Source organism: Lysobacter capsici (genome assembly GCF_014779555.2).
Taxonomy (GTDB): domain Bacteria; phylum Pseudomonadota; class Gammaproteobacteria; order Xanthomonadales; family Xanthomonadaceae; genus Lysobacter; species Lysobacter capsici.
This window is the reverse complement of sequence record NZ_CP094357.1, coordinates 1,187,017-1,205,374: the sequence shown is the minus strand read 5'-3', so window position 1 is coordinate 1,205,374 and position 18,358 is coordinate 1,187,017. Positions and strand designations below refer to the sequence as shown.

General features: G+C 67.3%; 18 protein-coding genes. 5 read left to right on the top strand and 13 right to left on the bottom strand.

Annotated features, from left to right (window positions below; genetic code table 11):
- Window positions 1-83: 83 nt before the first annotated feature.
- Complete coding sequence (locus IEQ11_RS04910) at window positions 84-404, top strand: peptidyl-tRNA hydrolase (RefSeq protein ID WP_036106718.1); 321 nt, start codon at window positions 84-86, stop codon at window positions 402-404.
- Window positions 405-430: 26 nt separating this feature from the next.
- Entirely contained in the window at window positions 431-826 is a 396-nt protein-coding gene (locus IEQ11_RS04905) for a hypothetical protein (RefSeq protein WP_191822741.1), read from the top strand.
- A gap of 176 nt (window positions 827-1,002) precedes the next feature.
- Here IEQ11_RS04905 and IEQ11_RS04900 read toward each other — a convergent pair whose 3' ends face one another.
- The 3 genes from IEQ11_RS04900 to IEQ11_RS04890 are packed head-to-tail and all read right to left on the bottom strand — an operon-like array spanning window position 1,003 to window position 5,634.
- Window positions 1,003-4,128, bottom strand: a complete 3,126-nt coding sequence (locus IEQ11_RS04900) for an efflux RND transporter permease subunit (RefSeq protein WP_056107401.1) — start codon at window positions 4,126-4,128, stop codon at window positions 1,003-1,005.
- Window positions 4,125-4,433: a hypothetical protein gene (locus IEQ11_RS04895; RefSeq protein WP_191822742.1), complete on the bottom strand. Its 309-nt coding sequence runs from the start codon at window positions 4,431-4,433 to the stop codon at window positions 4,125-4,127. Before IEQ11_RS04895 ends, IEQ11_RS04900 begins: the two co-directional genes overlap by 4 nt.
- Window positions 4,426-5,634, bottom strand: coding sequence for an efflux RND transporter periplasmic adaptor subunit (locus tag IEQ11_RS04890; protein WP_191822743.1), 1,209 nt, complete (start codon window positions 5,632-5,634; stop codon window positions 4,426-4,428). The genes IEQ11_RS04895 and IEQ11_RS04890 overlap by 8 nt, the downstream gene beginning before the upstream one ends.
- A gap of 402 nt (window positions 5,635-6,036) precedes the next feature.
- Between IEQ11_RS04890 and cysK the strand changes: the two genes are divergently transcribed.
- Entirely contained in the window at window positions 6,037-6,993 is a 957-nt protein-coding gene (gene cysK, locus IEQ11_RS04885; protein WP_191822744.1) for a cysteine synthase A, read from the top strand.
- A 153-nt stretch (window positions 6,994-7,146) separates the two neighbouring features.
- Here cysK and IEQ11_RS04880 read toward each other — a convergent pair whose 3' ends face one another.
- The 4 genes from IEQ11_RS04880 to IEQ11_RS04865 form a co-directional block, all read right to left on the bottom strand.
- Window positions 7,147-7,545 carry a hypothetical protein gene (locus IEQ11_RS04880; protein ID WP_191822745.1) on the bottom strand — a complete coding sequence of 133 codons (399 nt, stop codon included), beginning with the start codon at window positions 7,543-7,545 and terminating at the stop codon, window positions 7,147-7,149.
- A gap of 52 nt (window positions 7,546-7,597) precedes the next feature.
- A complete protein-coding gene (locus IEQ11_RS04875; RefSeq protein ID WP_191822746.1) occupies window positions 7,598-8,269 on the bottom strand; it encodes a hypothetical protein in 672 nt (223 codons plus the stop codon).
- Between the two features lie 58 nt (window positions 8,270-8,327).
- Window positions 8,328-8,963 (bottom strand): LysE family translocator, encoded by a 636-nt coding sequence (locus IEQ11_RS04870; protein WP_191822747.1) that lies wholly within the window; start codon window positions 8,961-8,963, stop codon window positions 8,328-8,330.
- Between the two features lie 196 nt (window positions 8,964-9,159).
- Entirely contained in the window at window positions 9,160-10,170 is a 1,011-nt protein-coding gene (locus IEQ11_RS04865; protein WP_036106704.1) for a class I fructose-bisphosphate aldolase, read from the bottom strand.
- Between the two features lie 415 nt (window positions 10,171-10,585).
- Between IEQ11_RS04865 and IEQ11_RS04860 the strand changes: the two genes are divergently transcribed.
- A complete protein-coding gene (locus IEQ11_RS04860) occupies window positions 10,586-11,947 on the top strand; it encodes a hypothetical protein (protein ID WP_191822748.1) in 1,362 nt (453 codons plus the stop codon).
- A gap of 90 nt (window positions 11,948-12,037) precedes the next feature.
- Here IEQ11_RS04860 and pyk read toward each other — a convergent pair whose 3' ends face one another.
- Window positions 12,038-13,504, bottom strand: a complete 1,467-nt coding sequence (gene pyk / locus IEQ11_RS04855) for a pyruvate kinase (protein ID WP_036106700.1) — start codon at window positions 13,502-13,504, stop codon at window positions 12,038-12,040.
- A 98-nt stretch (window positions 13,505-13,602) separates the two neighbouring features.
- Here pyk and IEQ11_RS04850 point away from each other — a divergent pair, with 98 nt between their 5' ends.
- The gene (locus IEQ11_RS04850) at window positions 13,603-14,199 is read left to right on the top strand and encodes a GNAT family N-acetyltransferase (protein ID WP_052756084.1); all 597 of its coding nucleotides are present in this window, start codon (window positions 13,603-13,605) and stop codon (window positions 14,197-14,199) included.
- A 217-nt stretch (window positions 14,200-14,416) separates the two neighbouring features.
- On the opposite strand, the gene IEQ11_RS04845 is transcribed toward IEQ11_RS04850, so the two are convergent.
- The 5 genes from IEQ11_RS04845 to IEQ11_RS04825 form a co-directional block, all read right to left on the bottom strand.
- The gene (locus IEQ11_RS04845; protein WP_046655596.1) at window positions 14,417-14,635 is read right to left on the bottom strand and encodes a DUF6289 family protein; all 219 of its coding nucleotides are present in this window, start codon (window positions 14,633-14,635) and stop codon (window positions 14,417-14,419) included.
- Window positions 14,636-14,904: 269 nt separating this feature from the next.
- Window positions 14,905-15,132 carry a DUF6289 family protein gene (locus IEQ11_RS04840; protein ID WP_191822749.1) on the bottom strand — a complete coding sequence of 76 codons (228 nt, stop codon included), beginning with the start codon at window positions 15,130-15,132 and terminating at the stop codon, window positions 14,905-14,907.
- Window positions 15,133-15,391: 259 nt separating this feature from the next.
- On the bottom strand, window positions 15,392-15,622 hold the full coding sequence (locus IEQ11_RS04835; protein WP_036106696.1) for a DUF6289 family protein: 231 nt from the start codon (window positions 15,620-15,622) through the stop codon (window positions 15,392-15,394).
- A gap of 227 nt (window positions 15,623-15,849) precedes the next feature.
- Window positions 15,850-16,497: an HAD hydrolase-like protein gene (locus IEQ11_RS04830; protein ID WP_191822750.1), complete on the bottom strand. Its 648-nt coding sequence runs from the start codon at window positions 16,495-16,497 to the stop codon at window positions 15,850-15,852.
- Window positions 16,498-16,500: 3 nt separating this feature from the next.
- On the bottom strand, window positions 16,501-17,676 hold the full coding sequence (locus tag IEQ11_RS04825; RefSeq protein WP_191822751.1) for a phosphoglycerate kinase: 1,176 nt from the start codon (window positions 17,674-17,676) through the stop codon (window positions 16,501-16,503).
- Between the last annotated feature and the right edge of the window lie 682 nt (window positions 17,677-18,358).

Below are 18,358 nucleotides of genomic sequence, written 5' to 3'. Positions count from 1 at the left end.
AGCCTAATTACGTGGCTGCCCCGCTGCAAATCGCGTCGGCCGGCGCTCCCGCCTCATCGGCTCCACAACGGCCCTTCGACTTCATGAAAATGTACATCCTGGTCCGCGACGACATCCCGCTCGGCTTCGCCATGGTCGCCGTCGCCCATGCCTCGCTGGCCGGCTATCTGAAGTTCCGCGACACGCCGGAGGTGGCGCGGTGGCTGGACGGGCCGTTCTTCAAGGCCGTGTGCAAGGTGAACGCGACCGAGTTCGACAACGCCAAACAGGTCGCCGACCACGTGGTGCTGACCGAATCGGCGCTGGACGGCCGCGAGGTGGCGATCGTGTTCAAACCGCGCGAGGAGTGGCCGAAGATGTTCAAGTTCCTGAGGCTGTACCGCGAGGCGCCGGCGATCGCGTGAATCACGCGACCGACAGGAGAGCAAAGATGAAGACCTATCGGATCGAGGAAGCCCATTCGGGCGAGGAAGACGGCGAGTACCTCTGGGTCAGCCTGGGCTTCGCCTCGGAACAAAACCCCTTGGACGTGCTGCATATCGTCTGCGCCTGCGAGATCGAGCCGCAGGATCGCGACGGCGGCATGGACGCGATCTATCTGGAGCGCGACGATCAGAGCCGTGGGGGCTATGGCGGCGCGGAGCGCATCGGGGTCGGTGAGCGGTCGATCGATGGCGTGTTCAACACCACCGGGCTCAGGGATCTGGAATTCGGCGACAGCCTGAGTCTGCAGTGGCCTGAGCAACTGGCGGGAAAAGCCGATGCACTGCGGATTCTGGCGCGGATGCGCGGGTACGAGTGCGGGCGAGTCATCGAATCGGCCTGACACGGGAACGCGGACCGCAATGCGCCCGGCGCTGCGCAAGCGCGTAAACGCCCTGTAGGAGCGGCGCGAGCCGCGACCGCGACATCGCGCTTGCGTCGTCAATGGATGTCGCGGTCGCGGCTCACGCCGCTCCTACAGGGGGATACCCACGCGAACCTCTCAGGACTAGACCGCGATCAAGCGTGCCCGTCCACCTGCGGCGTTTCCTTCTCCAGCTTCTCCAGCTCGTGCGCGACCGCTTCGGGCGACTTGGTGAAGCGCGCGAGCAGCACGTAGAACGCCGGCACGATGAACAGCGACAGCAGGGTCGAGAACGACACGCCGAAGATCACCACGATGCCGATCGTGGCGCGGCTGGCCGAACCCGGACCGCCGGCCAGCACCAGCGGCACCGCGCCGACCACGGTCGCGATCGAGGTCATCAGGATCGGACGCAGACGCACCGCCGAGGACTCGACGATGGCCTCGTGGATACTTCGTCCCTCGTCGCGCAGCTGATTGGCGAATTCGACGATCAGGATGCCGTTCTTCGCCGCCAGTCCGACCAGCATGACGATGCCGATCTGACTGAACAAATTCAGCGTCCCGCCGGTCATCCACAGCCCCAGCAAGGCGCCGAGCACGCCCAGCGGCACGGTCAGCATGATCACGAACGGGTGGATGAAGCTTTCGAACTGCGCCGCCAGCACCAGATACACCACCAGCAGCGCCAGGGTGAAGGTCATCAGCACCGCGCCGCCGGCCTTCTGGTATTCGCGCGATTCGCCCTTCCAGTCGATCTGCGCCTGATCGGGCAGTTCCTCGGCGACGACCTGATTCAACCAAGCGACCGCTTCGCCCATGGTGTAACCCGGAGCGAGGCCGGCGCTGATGGTGATCGCGCGCAGGCGGTTGAAGCGGTTGAGGCTGCCGGGTTCGGCCAGTTCGTTGAGGGTGACCAGATTCGACAGCGGGATCAGCCCGCCGTCGCGCGCGCGCACCTGGATCGCCGACAGGTCCGCCGGCGAGGTGCGCAGATCGCGGTTGGCCTGCACGATCACGTCGTACTCTTCGCCGTTCTGCACGAAGGTGGTGACGCGGCGCGAGCCCATCATGGTTTCCAGCGCATGACCGATGTCGGTGACGCTCACGCCCAGGTCGGCCGCGCGCTGGCGATCGATCTCCACCCGCATCTGCGGCCGGGTTTCCTTGTAGTCCGAATCGGCAGAGAACAGGCCCTTGTTCTGCTCGATGCGCGCCAGCAGGCGATCGCGCCACTGCGCCAGTTCGACGTATTCCGGGCCGCCGAGCACGATCTGGATCGGCTGGCCACGGGTACGCACCAGACCGCCGCCGACCTGCGGCAAGGCGCGCACGCCGGTGAGCTGGCTCAGCTCGCCGCGCAGACCGTCGGCGACGTCGGCGGTGCTGACCTCGCGCTTGTCCCAGTCCTGCAGGAACACCGCGATGCGGCCGGTATGCATTTCCTCGCTGGCGCCGAAACCGCCGGGCACGCGCGGGTTGTAGCGCTGGATGGTCTTGTCCGGGCCGGTGTGCGAGGCGATGATCTTCTCGACCTGCTGCACCTGCTTGACCGTGTAGTCGTAACCGGCGCCCTCCGGGCCGAGGATCGAGATCTGGAACGAGCCGCGGTCTTCCTGCGGCGCCAGCTCCGACGGCACGAACTTGAACAGCACGAAGCTCAAGGCCATCGCGATCAGCATCAGCACGCCGAACAGCCACGGCCGCTCGACGGTGTGATCGAGCAGGCCCTTGTAGCGCCGGCTCACGCCGTCCAGGCGCGCGTTCATCCAGCGATTGATGAAGTTCGACTTCTCCTCGCTGTGCGGACGCACGAACTTGGACGACATCATCGGGGTCAGGGTCAACGCGACGAAGGCCGACAACGCGACCGCGCCGGCCAGCGCCACCGACAACTCGCGGAACAATCGTCCGGTGTTGCCTTCCATGAAGCCGACCGGCAGGAACACCGCGACCAATACCGCGGTGGTCGCGATCACCGCGAACGCGACCTGCTTGGTGCCGCGCGCGGCCGCGACCAGGCTCGGCTCGCCCAGATCGGCGCGGCGCTGGATGTTCTCCATCACCACGATCGCGTCGTCGACCACCAGGCCGATGCACAGCACCAGCGCCAGCAAGGTCAGCAGGTTGATCGAGAAGTCGAACATGTACAGCGGAATGAACGCGGCGATCAGACACACCGGCACCGTCACCGCCGGAATCAGCGCGGCGCGGAAGCTGCCGAGGAACAGCCAGATCACGATCAGCACCAGCACGATCGCTTCGACCAGCGTGTGGTACACGCGTTCGACCGCCGACTCGATGAACACGGTGGTGTCGAAGGCGACGAAGATGTCGGTGCCCTGCGGCAGGCCCGGACGGATCTGGTCGGCGGCTTCGCGCACCGCGCGCGCCACGTCCAGGCTGTTCGCGGTCGAGGTCTTGACGATGCCCAGGCCGATGTTCTGCTCGCCGTTGCTGCGGTAATAGGCGCGGCGTTCGGCCGAATCGAGCTGGATCTTGGCCACGTCGCCCAGGCGCACGACATAACCGTCGGCGCCCTTCTTCAGCGGGATCTGGGCGAAGTCGGCGGGTTTTTGATAACTGCGCGCGACCCGCAGGGTGAAGTCGCGCGATTCCGATTCGATCCGTCCGGCCGGCAGCTCGACGTTCTCCGCGCCGAGCGCGGCTTCGACTTCGTTGACGGTGATGTCGCGCGCGGCCAGCGCGTCCTGGTCGAGCCAGATCCGCATCGCGTAGCGCTGCTGGCCGCCGATGCGCACCTGGGCGACGCCGTCGACCGACGACAAGCGATCGACGATGTAGCGCTCGGCGTAGTCGGACAGCTGCAGCGTGTCCATCTGCTTGGAGCTCATGTTGAGCCACAAGATGGGGTCGGCGTCGCTTTCGACTTTCTCGATCTGCGGCGGATCGGCTTCGTCCGGCATGCGGTTGGACACGCGGCTGACCGCGTCGCGCACGTCGTTGGCGGCCGCTTCGATCTCGCGCTGCAGGGTGAACTCGATGCTGATCGAGGCGCGGCCGTTGACGCTGCGCGACTCGATGCTCTCGATGCCCTCAATGCCGGCCAGCGCGTCTTCAAGCACCTGGGTGATGCGGGTTTCGACCACCGCCGCCGAGGCGCCGGGATAGGACACGTCGACCGAGACCACCGGCGGATCGATCGCGGGCAGTTCGCGCAGGGTCAGGCGCGAGAACGCCATCACGCCCAGGGTGATCAGCAGCAGGCTCATCACGGTGGCGAACACCGGACGGCGGATGGAGACGTCGGACAGCATCATCGGCCGTCACCCGCGCCGTTGCGGCGTTTGGGTTCGCCGCGTTTGGCGGCGATGTAGACGGGGGCGGCTTGTTGTTTTTGCTGTTGCTGTTGCTGTTGCTGCTCTGGCTTTTGCTCTTGCTCGTCATTCCCGCGAAGGCGGGAATCCAGGGCCTTTCGTGCGAGAACGTTCGAAGTCTCTGGATTCCCGCCTTCGCGGGAATGACGGCTGGAGAGTGCCTCGCCAAACTCACTGGATTCCCGCGTTCGCGGGAATGACGATAGGAAGGAACGCAGGCGCTCAAGTAATCGCAGGGACTCAGCCATTGGCATTGTCCTTGCCGGTCGCGGCGTTCTTCTGCGCAGGCGCATCGACGGCCGGCGCTTGCACCGCGGGCACCGGCGCGGACGCATCGGCCTCGGCCTCGGCCTCGCGCGGCTGCGTGGGCGCGGCTGGCGGCACCGCAGCCGCCGTCACCTGCACCTTGCCGCCAACCCGCAACTTGCCGGTGCCGTCGACCACGACCCGATCGCCGACCTTCAAGCCCTCGACGATCTCGGCCAACCCCTCGCGCCGCGTGCCCACTTCGACATCGGCGCGCTCGACCGTGTTATCCGGCTTGACCCGGAACACATAGGAATCGGTACCGACCTGCACCACCGAAATTTCCGGAATCAGCAGCGCCTGCCGCTGCGGCTGCAGCAAGGTCACCTGCACCAGCATGCCCGGGCGCAGCAGATGATCGGGATTGGGAAAATCGGCGCGCACGGTCACCGCGCGGGTGGCCGGATCGATGCGCGCGTCGACCGTGCTGACCTGGCCTTCGAAGCGCTTGCCCGGATAGGCCGCGCTGGTGCCGGTCACGCTCTGGCCCTTGGCCACGCGCGCCAGCAAGGTCTCGGGCACCGGGAAATCGATATAGACGCGCTGCGTATCGTCGAGCGTGGCGATCGGCGTGCCCGGGGTGATCAGCGAGCCCGGGCTGACCTGGCGGATGCCGAGCACGCCGGCGAACGGCGCGCGGATCTCGCGATCGCCGATATCGGCCTTCATCTGTTCGACCCGCGCGCGGGTCGCGTCGCGGGTGGCGCGCTGGGTGTCGAGCGCGGAACGCGCGATCAGCTGCTGCGCGGCCAGTTCGGTCTGACGCTTGAGCAGCTGCTCGGCCTCCTTGGCGGTGGCCTCGGCCTGGGCCAGCGCGGCCAGCTGGGCCTTGCCGCTCAGGGTGATCAGCGAGGCGCCGGCGGCGACGTGATCGCCGCTGTCGAAATGCACCGCCTGAACGATTTCGCTGACCTTGGCCGAAACGACGATCGACTCGCGCGCCTTGACGTTGCCGAGCGCCTGAACGGTGTCGTTCCAGGGCCGCAGATGCACCTGCTCGGCGGTGACCGGGGTGGGTCGATCGCCCTGACCCGCGCCCGGACCTCCCGGACCGCCTTGCGCTTTGCCGCCCTTGCCGCAGGCGGCCAAGGCGACGACGAGGGCAAGGGCGCAACAGGTGCTCAATCCGGAACGTGATCGCATGCGGTTCTCTGAACGGGGACCCGTGAGGGCGGTGGCGCGGATCGGGCGGGTGAGGATCGGGCGGATGAGACGGACCGACCAGGCGATTCGCGCGAACGACGCTGGCACGGCGGTCGACCGGCACGGTCCCTGCCGTGGGCGGCTGCAAAACCGGCGTGAGTCTAGCGGTCCGAGGTCAACGCTCGCGTGGGCCATTGGTTGACCACCGTATACGCAAAGTCGTACCCGCAATGTATGCGTGCCAAGGGAGCCGTACAGATGCAGCAGCCTTGCTGACACTGCGCTGACAGCGCGCTGACATTGCGCTCACCTTGGCAGGTTGCAGCACTGCAACCACGGCCACGACGCCGCCGACGGGCATCGCGGTTCATACTCCGGACGTCCCCCAAGGAGCCCGCATCCATGATCCACGACAGCATTCTCGACACCATCGGCCGCACCCCGATCGTGCGCCTGCACCGCCTGGCCCCCGAGCACGCGACCGTGTACGCGAAAGTCGAATCGTTCAATCCCGGCGGTTCGGTCAAGGACCGGCTCGCGCTGGCGATCATTCTCGACGCCGAGGCGCGCGGCCAGCTCAAGCCCGGCGATACCGTGATCGAGGCGACCTCGGGCAACACCGGCGTGGCCCTGGCGATGGTCTGCGCGGCGCGCGGCTACAAGTTCGTGGCGACGATGACCGAGACCTTCTCGATCGAACGCCGCAAGCTGATGCGCGCGTACGGCGCCAAGGTGATCCTGACCCCGGCCGCCGAGCGCGGCAGCGGCATGGTGCGCAAGGCGGCGGAACTGGCGGCCAAACACGGTTGGTTCCTGGCCCGCCAGTTCGAGAATCCGGCCAATCCGGCCTATCACCGCAGCACCACCGCGGCCGAGATCGTGCAGGACTTCGCCGGCCGCCGGCTCGATCATTTCGTCACCGGCTGGGGCACCGGCGGCACCCTGAGCGGGGTCGCCGACGTGCTGCGCGTGGCGCGGCCCGAAGTGCGGGTGACCGCGTGCGAACCGGCCGGCGCCTCGCTGCTGAGCGGCAAGGACTGGCAGCCGCACAAGATCCAGGGCTGGACCCCGGACTTCGTCCCGGCCGTGCTCGATCGCGGCGCCGCGCACGCGATCGTGCCGGTCGACGATGCGCTCGCGCGCGACACCGCGCGTCGGCTGGCGACCGAGGAAGGCCTGTTCGTCGGCATTTCCGCCGGCGCGACCATGGCCGCGGCGCTGCAGGTCGCGGTCCAGGCCGAACCGGGCGCGGTGATTCTGGCGATGCTGCCCGATACCGGCGAGCGCTACCTGAGCACGTTCCTGTTCGAGGGCGTCAACGAAGGCAGCGACGAGGAGTGGCTGGCGACGTTGGGTTGATCCGCGGCTGCAATACGCGTCATCCGAAAGCTACGCCGTGGTTCCATTTTCGCGGTCGCAGCTTACGCAGCTCCTACAGGAAGCGACTGTAGGAGCTGCGCGAGCTGCGACCGCGAATTCTCAACCACGCCGTCACCGCAACCGCGCGTGCGCTCATCCGGCGTAAGGCAACGACAAGTGCCCGTTCCACGACAGGAACAGCACCCCGCCGCTCGCATCCTGCAACGCCGCCTGCACTTCCATCATCGTATTGATCTCATCGAGCGCCTCGTCGAAGTCCTCGATCTCCACGATGAAACAGCGATCGCAACGCGACAGCGCCTCGCCCTCGGGCGTCGCGCGACCGGCGCCCTCGGCGAGCCGCCGCGCCTGCGCCGCGACCGAATCGCCCGCGAGCAAGCGCACCGCGAAACGCGGCAGATCCTCGCCGGACAGTTGCAGGATGTCGCCGTCGCGCGCCACTTCGACCCCGATCTCGCCCAGGGCCTGTTCGGCGTCGGTCAGACGGAAGGCGGGGTCGCTGAAGTAAATCGCGAAGTGCTGCGCGCTCATGGTCGATCCTTCGATTCGATGGGTTGCTGATGCCTCGGACCACATGTGGCGATCAAGCGGCGATGAAATACCACGCCGCCACCGCCGCGATCGCGATCAATGCGGCGATCACCAGCATCTTGCCGTTGTTGTCGCCGCCGCGCACGGTGTCGCCGCCGGCTGCGCCGAAGCCGCGACGCCTGCGCGAGAGTTCGTAGGCGACGATGCCGGTCATGGCATCGCGCGTCGAGTAACCATACTTGGCCTCCAGCAGCTGCGCAGCGCGGCCGCGATCGCCGCCGAGAATCAACGCCACCACCTCGGCCGGCAGATTCGCCGTGGCGCTCGCACGGCCAGCGTCCGCATCGTCGTCCGCGTCGGGCGCGTGCTCTTCGCTGTAGGCATCGACCCGCTGCATCGCCGAGCGCAGGTCCAGCCCATAGGCCTCGCGCACGATCTTGATCGCCAGGATCCGATTGCCCGCGGCGATGGCCTGGCGCGCGGCCTGGGGAAAATCGCCGACCTGTCCCGCGCCGGACGACTGCTTTGCCGCAGCGCTGCGCGCGCTCGACGCGACCGCCGCCGACTGCCGATTGCTCTGATAGCCCTCCACCGCGTCCTTGGCCGCGCGCAGCCCCAGGCCGGGATTGCTGTCGAGCACCAGCTTGATCGCCTCGATCTTGCGATTGGCGGCGAGCAAGGTCGCCACCTGCGGCGGAATGAACGGCGTTGCGGAATTCGACATGGCGACCGGACCGGTTGCGGAATGGCGCCAGCCTAACAGCCGCGCGCCGCGCCGCCGCTCACCGCGACGACCACGCCAGTTTCGCGCCGAAGCCCAGCATCATCGCGCCGATCACCCCGTCGAGCGCGCGCGCCACCCGCGTGCTGCGCACCGCGCCGGCCATGCGCGAGGCGCCGATCACCAGCAGGCTCAGCCACACGGTGCCGATCGCGTAATGCATCGCGATCATCGCGATCGACTGCATCGCCATGTCCGGGCCGGGCGCGAGGAACTGCGGCAGGAACGCCAGGTAGAAGATCGCGATCTTGGGATTGAGCGCGTTGGTCAGCACGCCCTGCGCATAGCTGCGCCACAGCGACGGCCGCGGCGAGGGTTCGATCGCGGCGGCCGGATCGGCCTCGACGCGCGCGGCGAACGCCGAACGCAACGCCTTGACCCCGAGCCAGGCCAGATAACCGGCGCCGAGCATCTTGATCGTCCAGAACGCGCGCTCGGAGTACATCAGCAGCCGCGCCACGCCGAACGCGAACAAGGCGACATGGAACAGGCCGCCGGTGAGGATGCCGGCGACCGTCGCCAGGCCGCGACGCACGCCGCCGCTGAGCGCATTGCCGATCACCAGGAAGGTGTCCGGCCCGGGCGCGAGCGTGACCATCAACGCCGCGAACGCGAACGCCAGCCATTGGGTTTCCATCGCACGCCCCTGCGGTCAGTGAAGCCGACGGCCGCGCGCCGTCCGGATCGAATCTTGCAGCAAAAACCCAGGCGCGAGAGCGCATCCCGCCGCGCCGGAGAAATCGCCGGCCGCCAACGGGCACACAAAGAAAAACGCCGGCGCGAGGCCGGCGTTTTTTGTTGCGATCGAGCCAGTGGCTGGATGAAAACCGGACTCAGGCCGCCGGCTTCCACTCGCCCAGCGCGGCCTGGCCGTTGGCCTTGGCGCGCTCGTACACGGTCTGCTGGGCCTTGGCCAGATTGCCGACCAGATCCTGCGACCACAGCTTCAGCGCCGCCGACTGCATGGCGCGGCCGTAGGAGAACGACAGCGGCCACGGGTTCGGGCCCATCTGGTTCATCGCGTTGAGGTGCGCGGTCGCGGCCTCGTCGGACTGACCGCCCGACAGGAACACGATGCCCGGCAGGGTCGCCGGCACGGTCGACTTCAGGCACTGCAGCGTGGCCGCGGCGACTTCCTCGACGCCGACCTGATCGGGGCAGGTGCTGCCCGGCAGGACCATCGACGCCTTCAGGATCGTGCCCTCGAGCACCACGCTGTGCTCGTACAGCGAACCGAACAGCGAACGCAGGGTGACTTCGGTGACTTCGAAACAGGTGTCGATGTCGTGGCTGCCGTCCATGATCACTTCCGGCTCGACCATCGGCACCAGGCCCTGCTCCTGGCACAGCGCGGCGTAGCGCGCGAGCGCGTGGCTGTTGGCCTCGATGCAGGTGCCCGACGGGATGTCTTCGCTGATGTTGATGACCGCGCGCCACTTGGCGAAGCGGGCGCCGAGCTTGTAGTACTCCTCCAGGCGCGCGCGCAGGCCGTCGAGGCCTTCGGTCACCACTTCGCCCGGGAAGCCGGCCAGCGCCGCCGGGCCCTTGTCGACCTTGATGCCCGGGATGATGCCGTGCTCGGCCATGTGCTTGGCGAACGGCACGCCGGCCTTGGTCGACTGACGCAGGGTTTCGTCGTACAGGATCGCGCCGGAGATGTAGTCGCTCAGCTTCGGCGTGGTCAGCAGCAGCTCGCGGTAGGCGCGGCGATTCTCTTCCGTGTTCTCGATACCGACGCCGGCGAAGCGCTTGGCGATGGTGGCGGTCGACTCGTCGATCGCGATGATGCCCTTGCCCGGGGCAACCATGGCCAGGGCGGTTTCGGCAAGCTGTTCGATGCTCATGGAGATCCTGCGGCAGCGGTGGGAAGCCCGCGATTATAGCCGTTGACGGTGAACCTTGCCCCGCGGCCGGGCCTGTCGAATCAGGCACTTGCGCCCAGTTTGGGCGGTAACCGTTTTCAGCGTGTCGGCCGGTACCGATGTCACCGCTTCGACCCGATCCCGCCGAATGCACCGTGGCCGCCCTGCAGGAGCGGCGCAAGCCGCGGCCGCGTCACCTCGCATACGACGACCGCCCCATCGCCGCGCCGACGCATCGACGGCCAGACGACCTGCGTCGCACGCGGGATGACGCGGTCGCGGCCCGCGCCGCTCCTACAACAAATCCATGGCGACAACTGACCGCCACGTCGCGATTGCACGCGTCACCGGCAAGCCCTAGCCTGCGCATCCGCATTCACCGCAAAGGACAGCGATCATGCCGCAACACGCTCACCGGCCGACCACCCACTTCCGCGCGTACCAACATCGCAGCCTGCTCGCCGCGGCGCTGATGCTGGCGGCGACCGGCTTCGCCCACGCCGCCGACATCGACGACGAATACCAATCCGCCGTTGCCTCGTGCAAGGCCGCGCCCAAGAGCGGCACGCGCTACGTCTCGGTCACCGCGGCATTGATGCGGCCGGTGCCGCGCAGCGAGGCGGGGCTGGTCAACCGGATACCGATCGCCACGGCGGTGGAGATCGAATGCGAACTCAACGGTTGGGTGCGCGGGCATACCGACGGCGATTCGCCGTCGGTGGGCTGGATTCGCGCCGACCTGCTGCAGGCCAAGGCGCCGACGGCCGAATCGATCGCCTCGGGCTACGCGGCGGCCACGCCGGATCAGCGCAAGACCTGGGCCGAACGCGCGGTGGCCTTGTCGCCGTATCAGGCGCGCAGCCATCAGATGCTGATCGATGCGCTGCAGGCCGCCGGCGACGGCGAAGGCGCGCGCCAGGCCGGGCTGGTCCGCGATCAGTTGCTCAACCCCAAGGCCGAACGCCTGAGCGGCGAGCCGAAGCTGCTGTTCGCGGTGGATCGCGGCTGGGCGGTCGCGCTCGCGCGGGTCGAGGACGGCGGCCGCTACCTGGAAACCGATATGCAGGCGCAGGCGAGCTATTACCCGGTCCGGCGCGGCCTGCATTTCTATCGCCGCGGCGGCGCCGACGGCGTGGTGCAGGTGCTGGAGCCGCGCGAAAGCGCCGGTGTGGGCCTGGAAGCGCAGGTTCGGCTCGCGCCGATGACCGCGCGCAGCGACGAGGTCGTCGGTCTGGCGACCAACTTCGCCGCGACCGCGCAGGCCGCGCGCGCCGACGCCGCGGTGTCGTCGGGCGCGCGCAAGGCCATCGACAGCGAACTGCGCGCGGCCCTGCAGCGCGAGAAGATCGATCGCGGCCAGATCGACAAGGCGCTCAAGGCCCGCCCCGGCGCCGAGCAGCGCGGCGGCGTGCAGATCCATGCCTTCGATGCCGGCAAGCTCGGCACCGTGCATGTCGCCAGCCTGGTCTGGGACTTGCCGCCCAAGAGCGAAAACGCCGGCGAACTGAGCGTCGATGCGGTGCTGATCCTGGAGGCCGACGGCAAGGGCGGCTACAAGACCGCCGGCCGGCTGGTCCAGCTGACCGGCGGCGATGGCGTGGAAACGCATCGTTACTTCGATCGTCTGGACCTCGACGGCGACGGCGAGCCGGAACTGATCTTCCAGCTCGGCCAGTACGAGGGCGTGGAATACCAGATCTGGACGCGCAAGTCGGGCCAGTGGAAGCCGGTGTTCAAGGGCGGCTACGTCGGGGCGTAATCGCCCCGCTGCACCGATACCGCGAGGGTTCACGCCGCGCATGGGAGGTCGTCGACCTCCCGTGCATCGGCCGCACGCGATGGCGCCGGCTTACAGCTCGCCCAGCCCCTCGGCGCTGCCGCCCTCGCCCACCTGCAGCAGGCGCAGGGTATTGGTCGCGCCGTGCTGTTCCATGGTGTCGCCGCTGGTGAAGATCACCCGCTCGCCCTGGGCCAGCTTGCCGCAATCGAACAACTGCTTGACCACGTTGCGCGCCGCGTCGCGCGAGGCCTGGCCGCGGCTGTCGAAATCGATCGGGTAGACGTCGCGCATCATCGCCATGCGCCGGCGCGCGCCGTCGTGGCGCGAGAACGCATAGATCGGCGCGTTGGAACGGAACCGCGACAGGAACCGCGCGGTGCCGCCGGATTCGGTCATCGCGACGATCGCGCGCACGCCGATGTGTTCGGACAGGAACATCGCCGCCATCGCGATCGCTTGGTCGGCGCGTTCGAGGTTGCGCGGCGCGGCTTCGAAATCGGTGTCGTGGTTGAACTGGCGCTCGGCGCCCAGGCAGATGCGCGCCATCGCCTCGACCGCCTTGATCGGATAGCGGCCGGCGGCCGATTCCTGCGACAGCATCACCGCGTCGGTGCCGTCGATCACCGCGTTGGCGACGTCGAGCACCTCGGCGCGGGTCGGGATCGGGTTGTCGACCATCGACTGCATCATCTGCGTGGCGGTGATCACCACCCGGTTGCGCAGCAGCGATTCGCGGATGATCTTCTTCTGCAGGCCGGGCAGTTCGGCATCGCCGATCTCCACGCCCAGGTCGCCGCGCGCGACCATGACCACGTCGCTGGCCTCGACGATCTCCGACAGGTTTTCGATCGCCTCGGCGCGCTCGATCTTCGACACCAGCGCGGCATCGCTGCCGGCGGCGCGGGCGATCCGGCGCGCTTCGTTCATGTCCTCGGCGTTGCGGCAGAACGACACCGCGATGAAGTCGGCGTTCAATTCGGCCGCGACCAGGATCAGTTCCTTGTCGCGTTCGGTCAGCGCGCCCAGCGACAAGCCGCCGCCGAGCTTGTTGAGCCCCTTGCGATCGGACAAGGTGCCGTCGTTGAGCACGGTGGTGATGATGCGTTCGCCGTCGATCGCGCCGACCCGCAGCTGCAGCAGGCCGTCGTCGAGCAGCAGCACGTCGCCGGGGCTGACGTCGCCGGGCAGGCCCAGGTAGCTCACGCCGACTTCGCGCAGATTGCCCGGCGGCGGGTTTTCCGCGGCGATCAGGTCGAAGCGGTCGCCGGCCTTGAGCAATACCTTGCCCTCGGCGAAGCGCTCGATGCGGATCTTCGGACCGGGCAGGTCGGCGAGGATGCCGACCTCGACCCCGACCCGCAGCGCGGCTTCGCGCACCGCGTTGGCGCGCGCGATCTGCGAGGACGGATCGCCGTGGGAGAAATTGAGGCGGACCACATCGACGCCGGCCGTGAGCAAGGCATCGAGCACGCCCGGCGGATCGGTGGCCGGGCCGAGGGTGGCAAGGATCTTGGTGCGTCGTGGGGTGATGGACATGGCAGACTCTCTGGACTGTCGGCCAAGCTAGCACAGCTTGTGTGCGCTTCGAACCGCGCCGGCCGAGCACACGCCCCAGTACGTCGCCCGAGACTCTCATGACCGTGTCCCCTACCAGTGAAGCGATCGCGGCCCGGCTCGCCGCGCTCGAGGATTTCCCGCTGCTGCAAGGCCCGCGCGTGCGCCTGCGCGGGCCGCGCGACGACGATGCGCCGGCCCTGTTCGCATTGTTCGGCGATGCGCAGGTGATGCGTTACTGGAGCCGTCCGCCGATGCAGGACGTGGCCGAGGCGCGGGCGCTGATCGTCGACATCCGCAAGTCGATGCAGGAACGCCGGCTGATCAACTGGGTCATCGCCGACGGCGACGATGCGCTGATCGGCAGTTGCACCCTGTTCGCCTTCAGCGCCGTCCATCGCCGCGCCGAGCTCGGCTATGCGCTGCATCGCGCCCAGTGGGGCCGCGGGATCGCGCGCGAAGCCGCCACCCTGGCGCTGAACTGGGCGTTCGATCACCTCGGGCTGCACCGCTGCGATGCGGGCATCGATCCGGACAACCAGGCCTCGCGCGCGCTGCTGCATCGCCTGGGGTTCGTGACCGAGGGCCGGCAGCGGGAGAGTTTCTTCGTCGGCGATCGGGTCACCGACAGCGAGTTGCTGGGGTTGCTGGCGAGCGATTGGCGCGGCGGGCGGTAAGGTTGGCCACGGTGGCGCATCGAAACGTGCGGGCAATAACGCAGTGACGCCGTAGCCGAAGGTTCGCGGTCGCGGCTTGCGCCGCTCCTACAGTCGCTGCGTTGTCGCGTTCGCTACCTGTAGGAGCGGCGCAAGCCGCGACCACGACATCACGGCAACGACGCAACCGGTTCGCCGCATCGAGCCCGCAGACTCGATGCGGCGAGATCGAATCGAATCAATCGCAAATCCAGGTGCGCTTTTCGAACACATCCGTGTGCTCGCCCCACGACAGGTACTGGCCGCCGCAATTCGCGGTGGCGCCGCCGACTACTTCGCCGGCCGAATCGAAATAGGTGATCGAATAGCCCTGCCACGGCGGCGCGGCGCTGGCGCTGCCGATCGTCGCGGCGGCGGCGAGTACCGCGGTCAGGGTTGCGATGGCGATATAACGCATGGCGTGTCTCTCCTGTAAGCGAAGGAATACAGCCGAAGAATCCGTCGATGATCGCGCTTGCCGGCATCGGCGCGGCGGCGCCGGCATGCGCATGAAAACGAAAAGCTCCGGAGCGAACGGAGCTTTTCGAACGGCATGCACCCGGCGACATCATCGCGGTGGACGCGATGCGAATCGCGTCGGACGAATCATGGTTGTCGGTGCGCGCCGCGCTTCGCCCGCGGCCTCGTCGCGGCCGCGGGCGAAGACGCAAAGGCCGAGCGGCTCGATCAGCTCTCGGACTGACAGCCCTGCACGAAACGCTTGTTGGTGTTGGTGTGGGTGGTGTCGCCCCAACGCCCGTCGGCTGCGCCGCAGCCCGCGGTCCACTTGCCGATCTGCGCGCCTTCGGCGTTGTAGTAGTACCAAGTGCCCTGCCAGTTGGCCATGGCGCTGAACGACATGCCACCGGCCAACGCTACGGCCAATACGGCGGAAAACAATCCGATACGACGCATGCGATATCTCTCCCGAGTGTGCGGCACCCATTCGCCGCTCGCGCACCGTATCCCAGACTTGTCATGCACAGGCATGAAATGCGCGTTAAGCGCTGTCACGACTTTGTGTATTCGTGATTGAGTTGGCTTTTGGCTTTTTTGGATTGGACGATTCCGCAGCTTACTCACGCGGCGGCCATGCTATTGGCGATGGCGCCGACCATGGCGGCACGGCCGCCGGACGCGATGCGCCAGCGGCCGTGCCCGGTGACGCGGCCGATTACAGGCAGACGGTCGGCGAATCGGTATAGCGGTCGGTGCGCACGCCCCATTGCGAGAAATGCACGTTGTCGCAATCGTTGACCCAGCGACCGACCAGATGCCCCTGGTCGTCGAAGAAATCGCGCTGATAACCCGGCGCCAGCGGCGGATAGCTGGGAACCGATACCGCGCTGGTCGACGCGAACGCGATCATCAGGCCCAACAGGCTGATCTTTAACAGACGGCTCATGCATGACTCCGTGTGTGAACGCGGCCTCCTTGGCCGCGTGCGGACACTAGCGCAGCCCGCGCGCGTCCCGGGCGCCGGGCGGCCGGGGATACCCGAGTCCGTGACGACGATCGCGGATTACACCCGGCAATGCCGCATCCGCGCGCGCAAACGATCTTCGCGGCACGGGCCTCGGCGAACACGACAACGGGCGCCCAGGCGCGCCCGTCGTGGCAAAACCTTCGCCTTCAAGCCGCGAGCAACACCGGCAACTGCGACGGCGCCGCGGCGAGTCGGTGCGCGCCGGCTTCGCGCAATTCGTGTTCGCTGCCGAAGCCCCACAACACGCCGATATTGCGCATGCCGTGCTGGGCCGCGCCTTCGATGTCCATGCGCCGGTCGCCGATCATCAGGCACTGCGCCGCGTCCAGCTGCAGACGCCGCATCGCCTCTTCGATCAGATCGACCTTGTGGGTCAGGCGACCGTCCTGAGTCGAGCCGATCACGTCCTCGAAGCGATCGCCGAACGGCAGATGGGCGAGGATCTTGCGCGCGTTGTTCTCGTTCTTCGCCGTCACCACCGCCAGCCGGTGGCCGGCGGCATGGACCGCGTCGAGCATCTGCGCCACGCCGTCGTAGACGTGGTGCTCGGTCCAGCCTTCGCGGCTGTAGCGCTCCAGATAGAACGCCACCGCCTGTTCGATCTTCGCCTCGTCGCCGAGCAGCGGCTGGAAACTGGTGCGCAGCGCCGGGCCGATCCAGCCGCGCAGCGCATCGGCGTCGGGCACCGGATGATTCAGGCGTTCCAGCGCATAGGCGATGGATCGGGTGATGCCGATGGACGAATCGATCAGGGTGCCGTCGAGATCGAAGAACAGCGTGGTCTTGACCGTCACGGCTCAGCCCGCGCGCTGCTTGAGCGCGGCCACGGCCGGCAGTTCCTTGCCCTCGAGGAATTCGAGAAAGGCGCCGCCGCCGGTGGAGATGTAGCTGACCTCATCGGCGATGCCGTACTTGTCGACCGCGGCCAGGGTGTCGCCGCCGCCGGCGATCGAGAACGCCTTGGACGCGGCGATCGCGCGCGCCAAAGTTTGCGTGCCCTTGCCGAACGCGTCGAATTCGAACACGCCGACCGGACCGTTCCAGACCACGGTGCCGGCGTTCTTGATCAGCTCGGCGTAACGCGCGGCGGTGTCCGGACCGATGTCGAGGATCATTTCGTCGGCGCCGACCGCATCGACCGCCTTGACCGTGGCCGGCGCATCGGCGGCGAACGTCGGCGCCACCACCACGTCGGTCGGCACCGGAATATCCGCGCCGCGCGCCTTGGCGTCGGCCATGATCTTCCTGGCGGTGTCGATCAGATCGGTTTCGACCAGCGACTTGCCCACGCCATGGCCCATCGCGGCGATGAAGGTGTTGGCGATGCCGCCGCCGACGATCAGCTGATCGACCTTGCTCACCAGCGACGCCAGCAGTTCCAGCTTGGTCGAGACCTTGGAGCCGGCGACGATCGCGAGCAGCGGACGCGCCGGGTTGTCCAGCGCCTTGGCCAGCGCATCGAGTTCGGCCATCAGCAGCGGGCCGCCGGCGGCGACCTTGGCCTGGCGGATCACGCCGTGAGTCGACGCCTGCGCGCGGTGCGCGGTACCGAACGCGTCCATGACGAACACGTCGCACAACGCGGCGTACTGCTTCGACAGCGCCTCATCGTCCTTGCCTTCGCCGACGTTCATGCGGCAATTCTCCAGCAGCACCAGCTGACCGGGCCGCACTTCGACGCCGTCGACCCAATCCTTGACCAGCGGCACCTCGATGCCGAGCAGTTCGGACAGGCGCTTGGCGACCGGCGCCAGCGAATCGGCTTCGCTCCACTGCCCTTCCTTCGGCCGGCCGAGGTGCGAGGTGACCATGACCGCGGCGCCCTTCTCCAGCGCGAGCTTGAGGGTCGGCAGCGCGGCGGTGATGCGCTGCTCGGAGGTGATGCGGCCGTCGTCGATGGGGACGTTGAGATCTTCGCGGATCAGCACGCGTTTGCCGGCGAGATCGAGATCGGTCATGCGGACGATGGACACGGGAACTCCTGGGTCTAGGGGATGGGGGCGGCGCAGGTCCGGGCGGTCGGACCGGCGGTTCGGGGTGGGTATTGTCGCGGCGTGGGAGGTCGAAATAAACCTCGGGGCTGAATGGAGGTCCTGGCCGGCCCGGCTGGGTTGGCATTCGGGTGCGCATGTCGGGCATCGGAGTTGGCGGACTTCGCCCGCTCAAGGGCTGGTTCTTCCGTTTGCCGTTGCCGTTGCCGTTGCCGTTGCCGTTGCCGTTGCCTTCGATCTTGAGCTTTGGCTTTGGCCCGGCGCAGCTTGTAACTCGCGATGCAATAGCAGGCCCGAAGGGCGGCACGCATGGATGCGTGCCGTAGGCCACCCAGGACATGGATGTCCTGTGTGGACTACCCCCGCGGATGCATCGCACTTGCGGGCTCTTGATTCAAAGAAAAGCATTTTTCTTTGGTTACCTTTCTTTTGTTGCTTTAGACAAAAGAAAGTGACCCGCCGCTTCAGCGGCGGAACGCTTTTGATCCTGCTTGCAGCTTTAAAGGCTTCAAAGCTTTGAAGCTCTGGAGCTTTTGAAGCCAAAGACCAGATCAACAGCTTTCGTCCGCAAGCGGCCGAGTTACTTTCTTTTGTCTAAAGCAACAAAAGAAAGGTAACCAAAGAAAAATGCTTTGTTGTGAATCAAGGGCCCGCACGATCGGTG

What these genes read in the sequence shown, in the direction of transcription:
- cysK (WP_191822744.1), top strand. Translation starts at nt 6,037, where the DNA reads ATGATCCACGACAGCATTCTCGACACCATCGGCCGCACCCCGATCGTG.
- IEQ11_RS04870 (WP_191822747.1), bottom strand. Translation starts at nt 8,963, where the DNA reads ATGGAAACCCAATGGCTGGCGTTCGCGTTCGCGGCGTTGATGGTCACG.
- IEQ11_RS04860 (WP_191822748.1), top strand. Translation starts at nt 10,586, where the DNA reads ATGCCGCAACACGCTCACCGGCCGACCACCCACTTCCGCGCGTACCAA.
- IEQ11_RS04900 (WP_056107401.1), bottom strand. Translation starts at nt 4,128, where the DNA reads ATGATGCTGTCCGACGTCTCCATCCGCCGTCCGGTGTTCGCCACCGTG.
- IEQ11_RS04910 (WP_036106718.1), top strand. Translation starts at nt 84, where the DNA reads ATGAAAATGTACATCCTGGTCCGCGACGACATCCCGCTCGGCTTCGCC.
- IEQ11_RS04865 (WP_036106704.1), bottom strand. Translation starts at nt 10,170, where the DNA reads ATGAGCATCGAACAGCTTGCCGAAACCGCCCTGGCCATGGTTGCCCCG.
- IEQ11_RS04905 (WP_191822741.1), top strand. Translation starts at nt 431, where the DNA reads ATGAAGACCTATCGGATCGAGGAAGCCCATTCGGGCGAGGAAGACGGC.
- IEQ11_RS04890 (WP_191822743.1), bottom strand. Translation starts at nt 5,634, where the DNA reads ATGCGATCACGTTCCGGATTGAGCACCTGTTGCGCCCTTGCCCTCGTC.
- IEQ11_RS04875 (WP_191822746.1), bottom strand. Translation starts at nt 8,269, where the DNA reads ATGTCGAATTCCGCAACGCCGTTCATTCCGCCGCAGGTGGCGACCTTG.
- IEQ11_RS04895 (WP_191822742.1), bottom strand. Translation starts at nt 4,433, where the DNA reads ATGGCTGAGTCCCTGCGATTACTTGAGCGCCTGCGTTCCTTCCTATCG.
- pyk (WP_036106700.1), bottom strand. Translation starts at nt 13,504, where the DNA reads ATGTCCATCACCCCACGACGCACCAAGATCCTTGCCACCCTCGGCCCG.
- IEQ11_RS04845 (WP_046655596.1), bottom strand. Translation starts at nt 14,635, where the DNA reads ATGCGTTATATCGCCATCGCAACCCTGACCGCGGTACTCGCCGCCGCC.
- IEQ11_RS04880 (WP_191822745.1), bottom strand. Translation starts at nt 7,545, where the DNA reads ATGAGCGCGCAGCACTTCGCGATTTACTTCAGCGACCCCGCCTTCCGT.
- IEQ11_RS04835 (WP_036106696.1), bottom strand. Translation starts at nt 15,622, where the DNA reads ATGAGCCGTCTGTTAAAGATCAGCCTGTTGGGCCTGATGATCGCGTTC.
- IEQ11_RS04850 (WP_052756084.1), top strand. Translation starts at nt 13,603, where the DNA reads ATGACCGTGTCCCCTACCAGTGAAGCGATCGCGGCCCGGCTCGCCGCG.
- IEQ11_RS04840 (WP_191822749.1), bottom strand. Translation starts at nt 15,132, where the DNA reads ATGCGTCGTATCGGATTGTTTTCCGCCGTATTGGCCGTAGCGTTGGCC.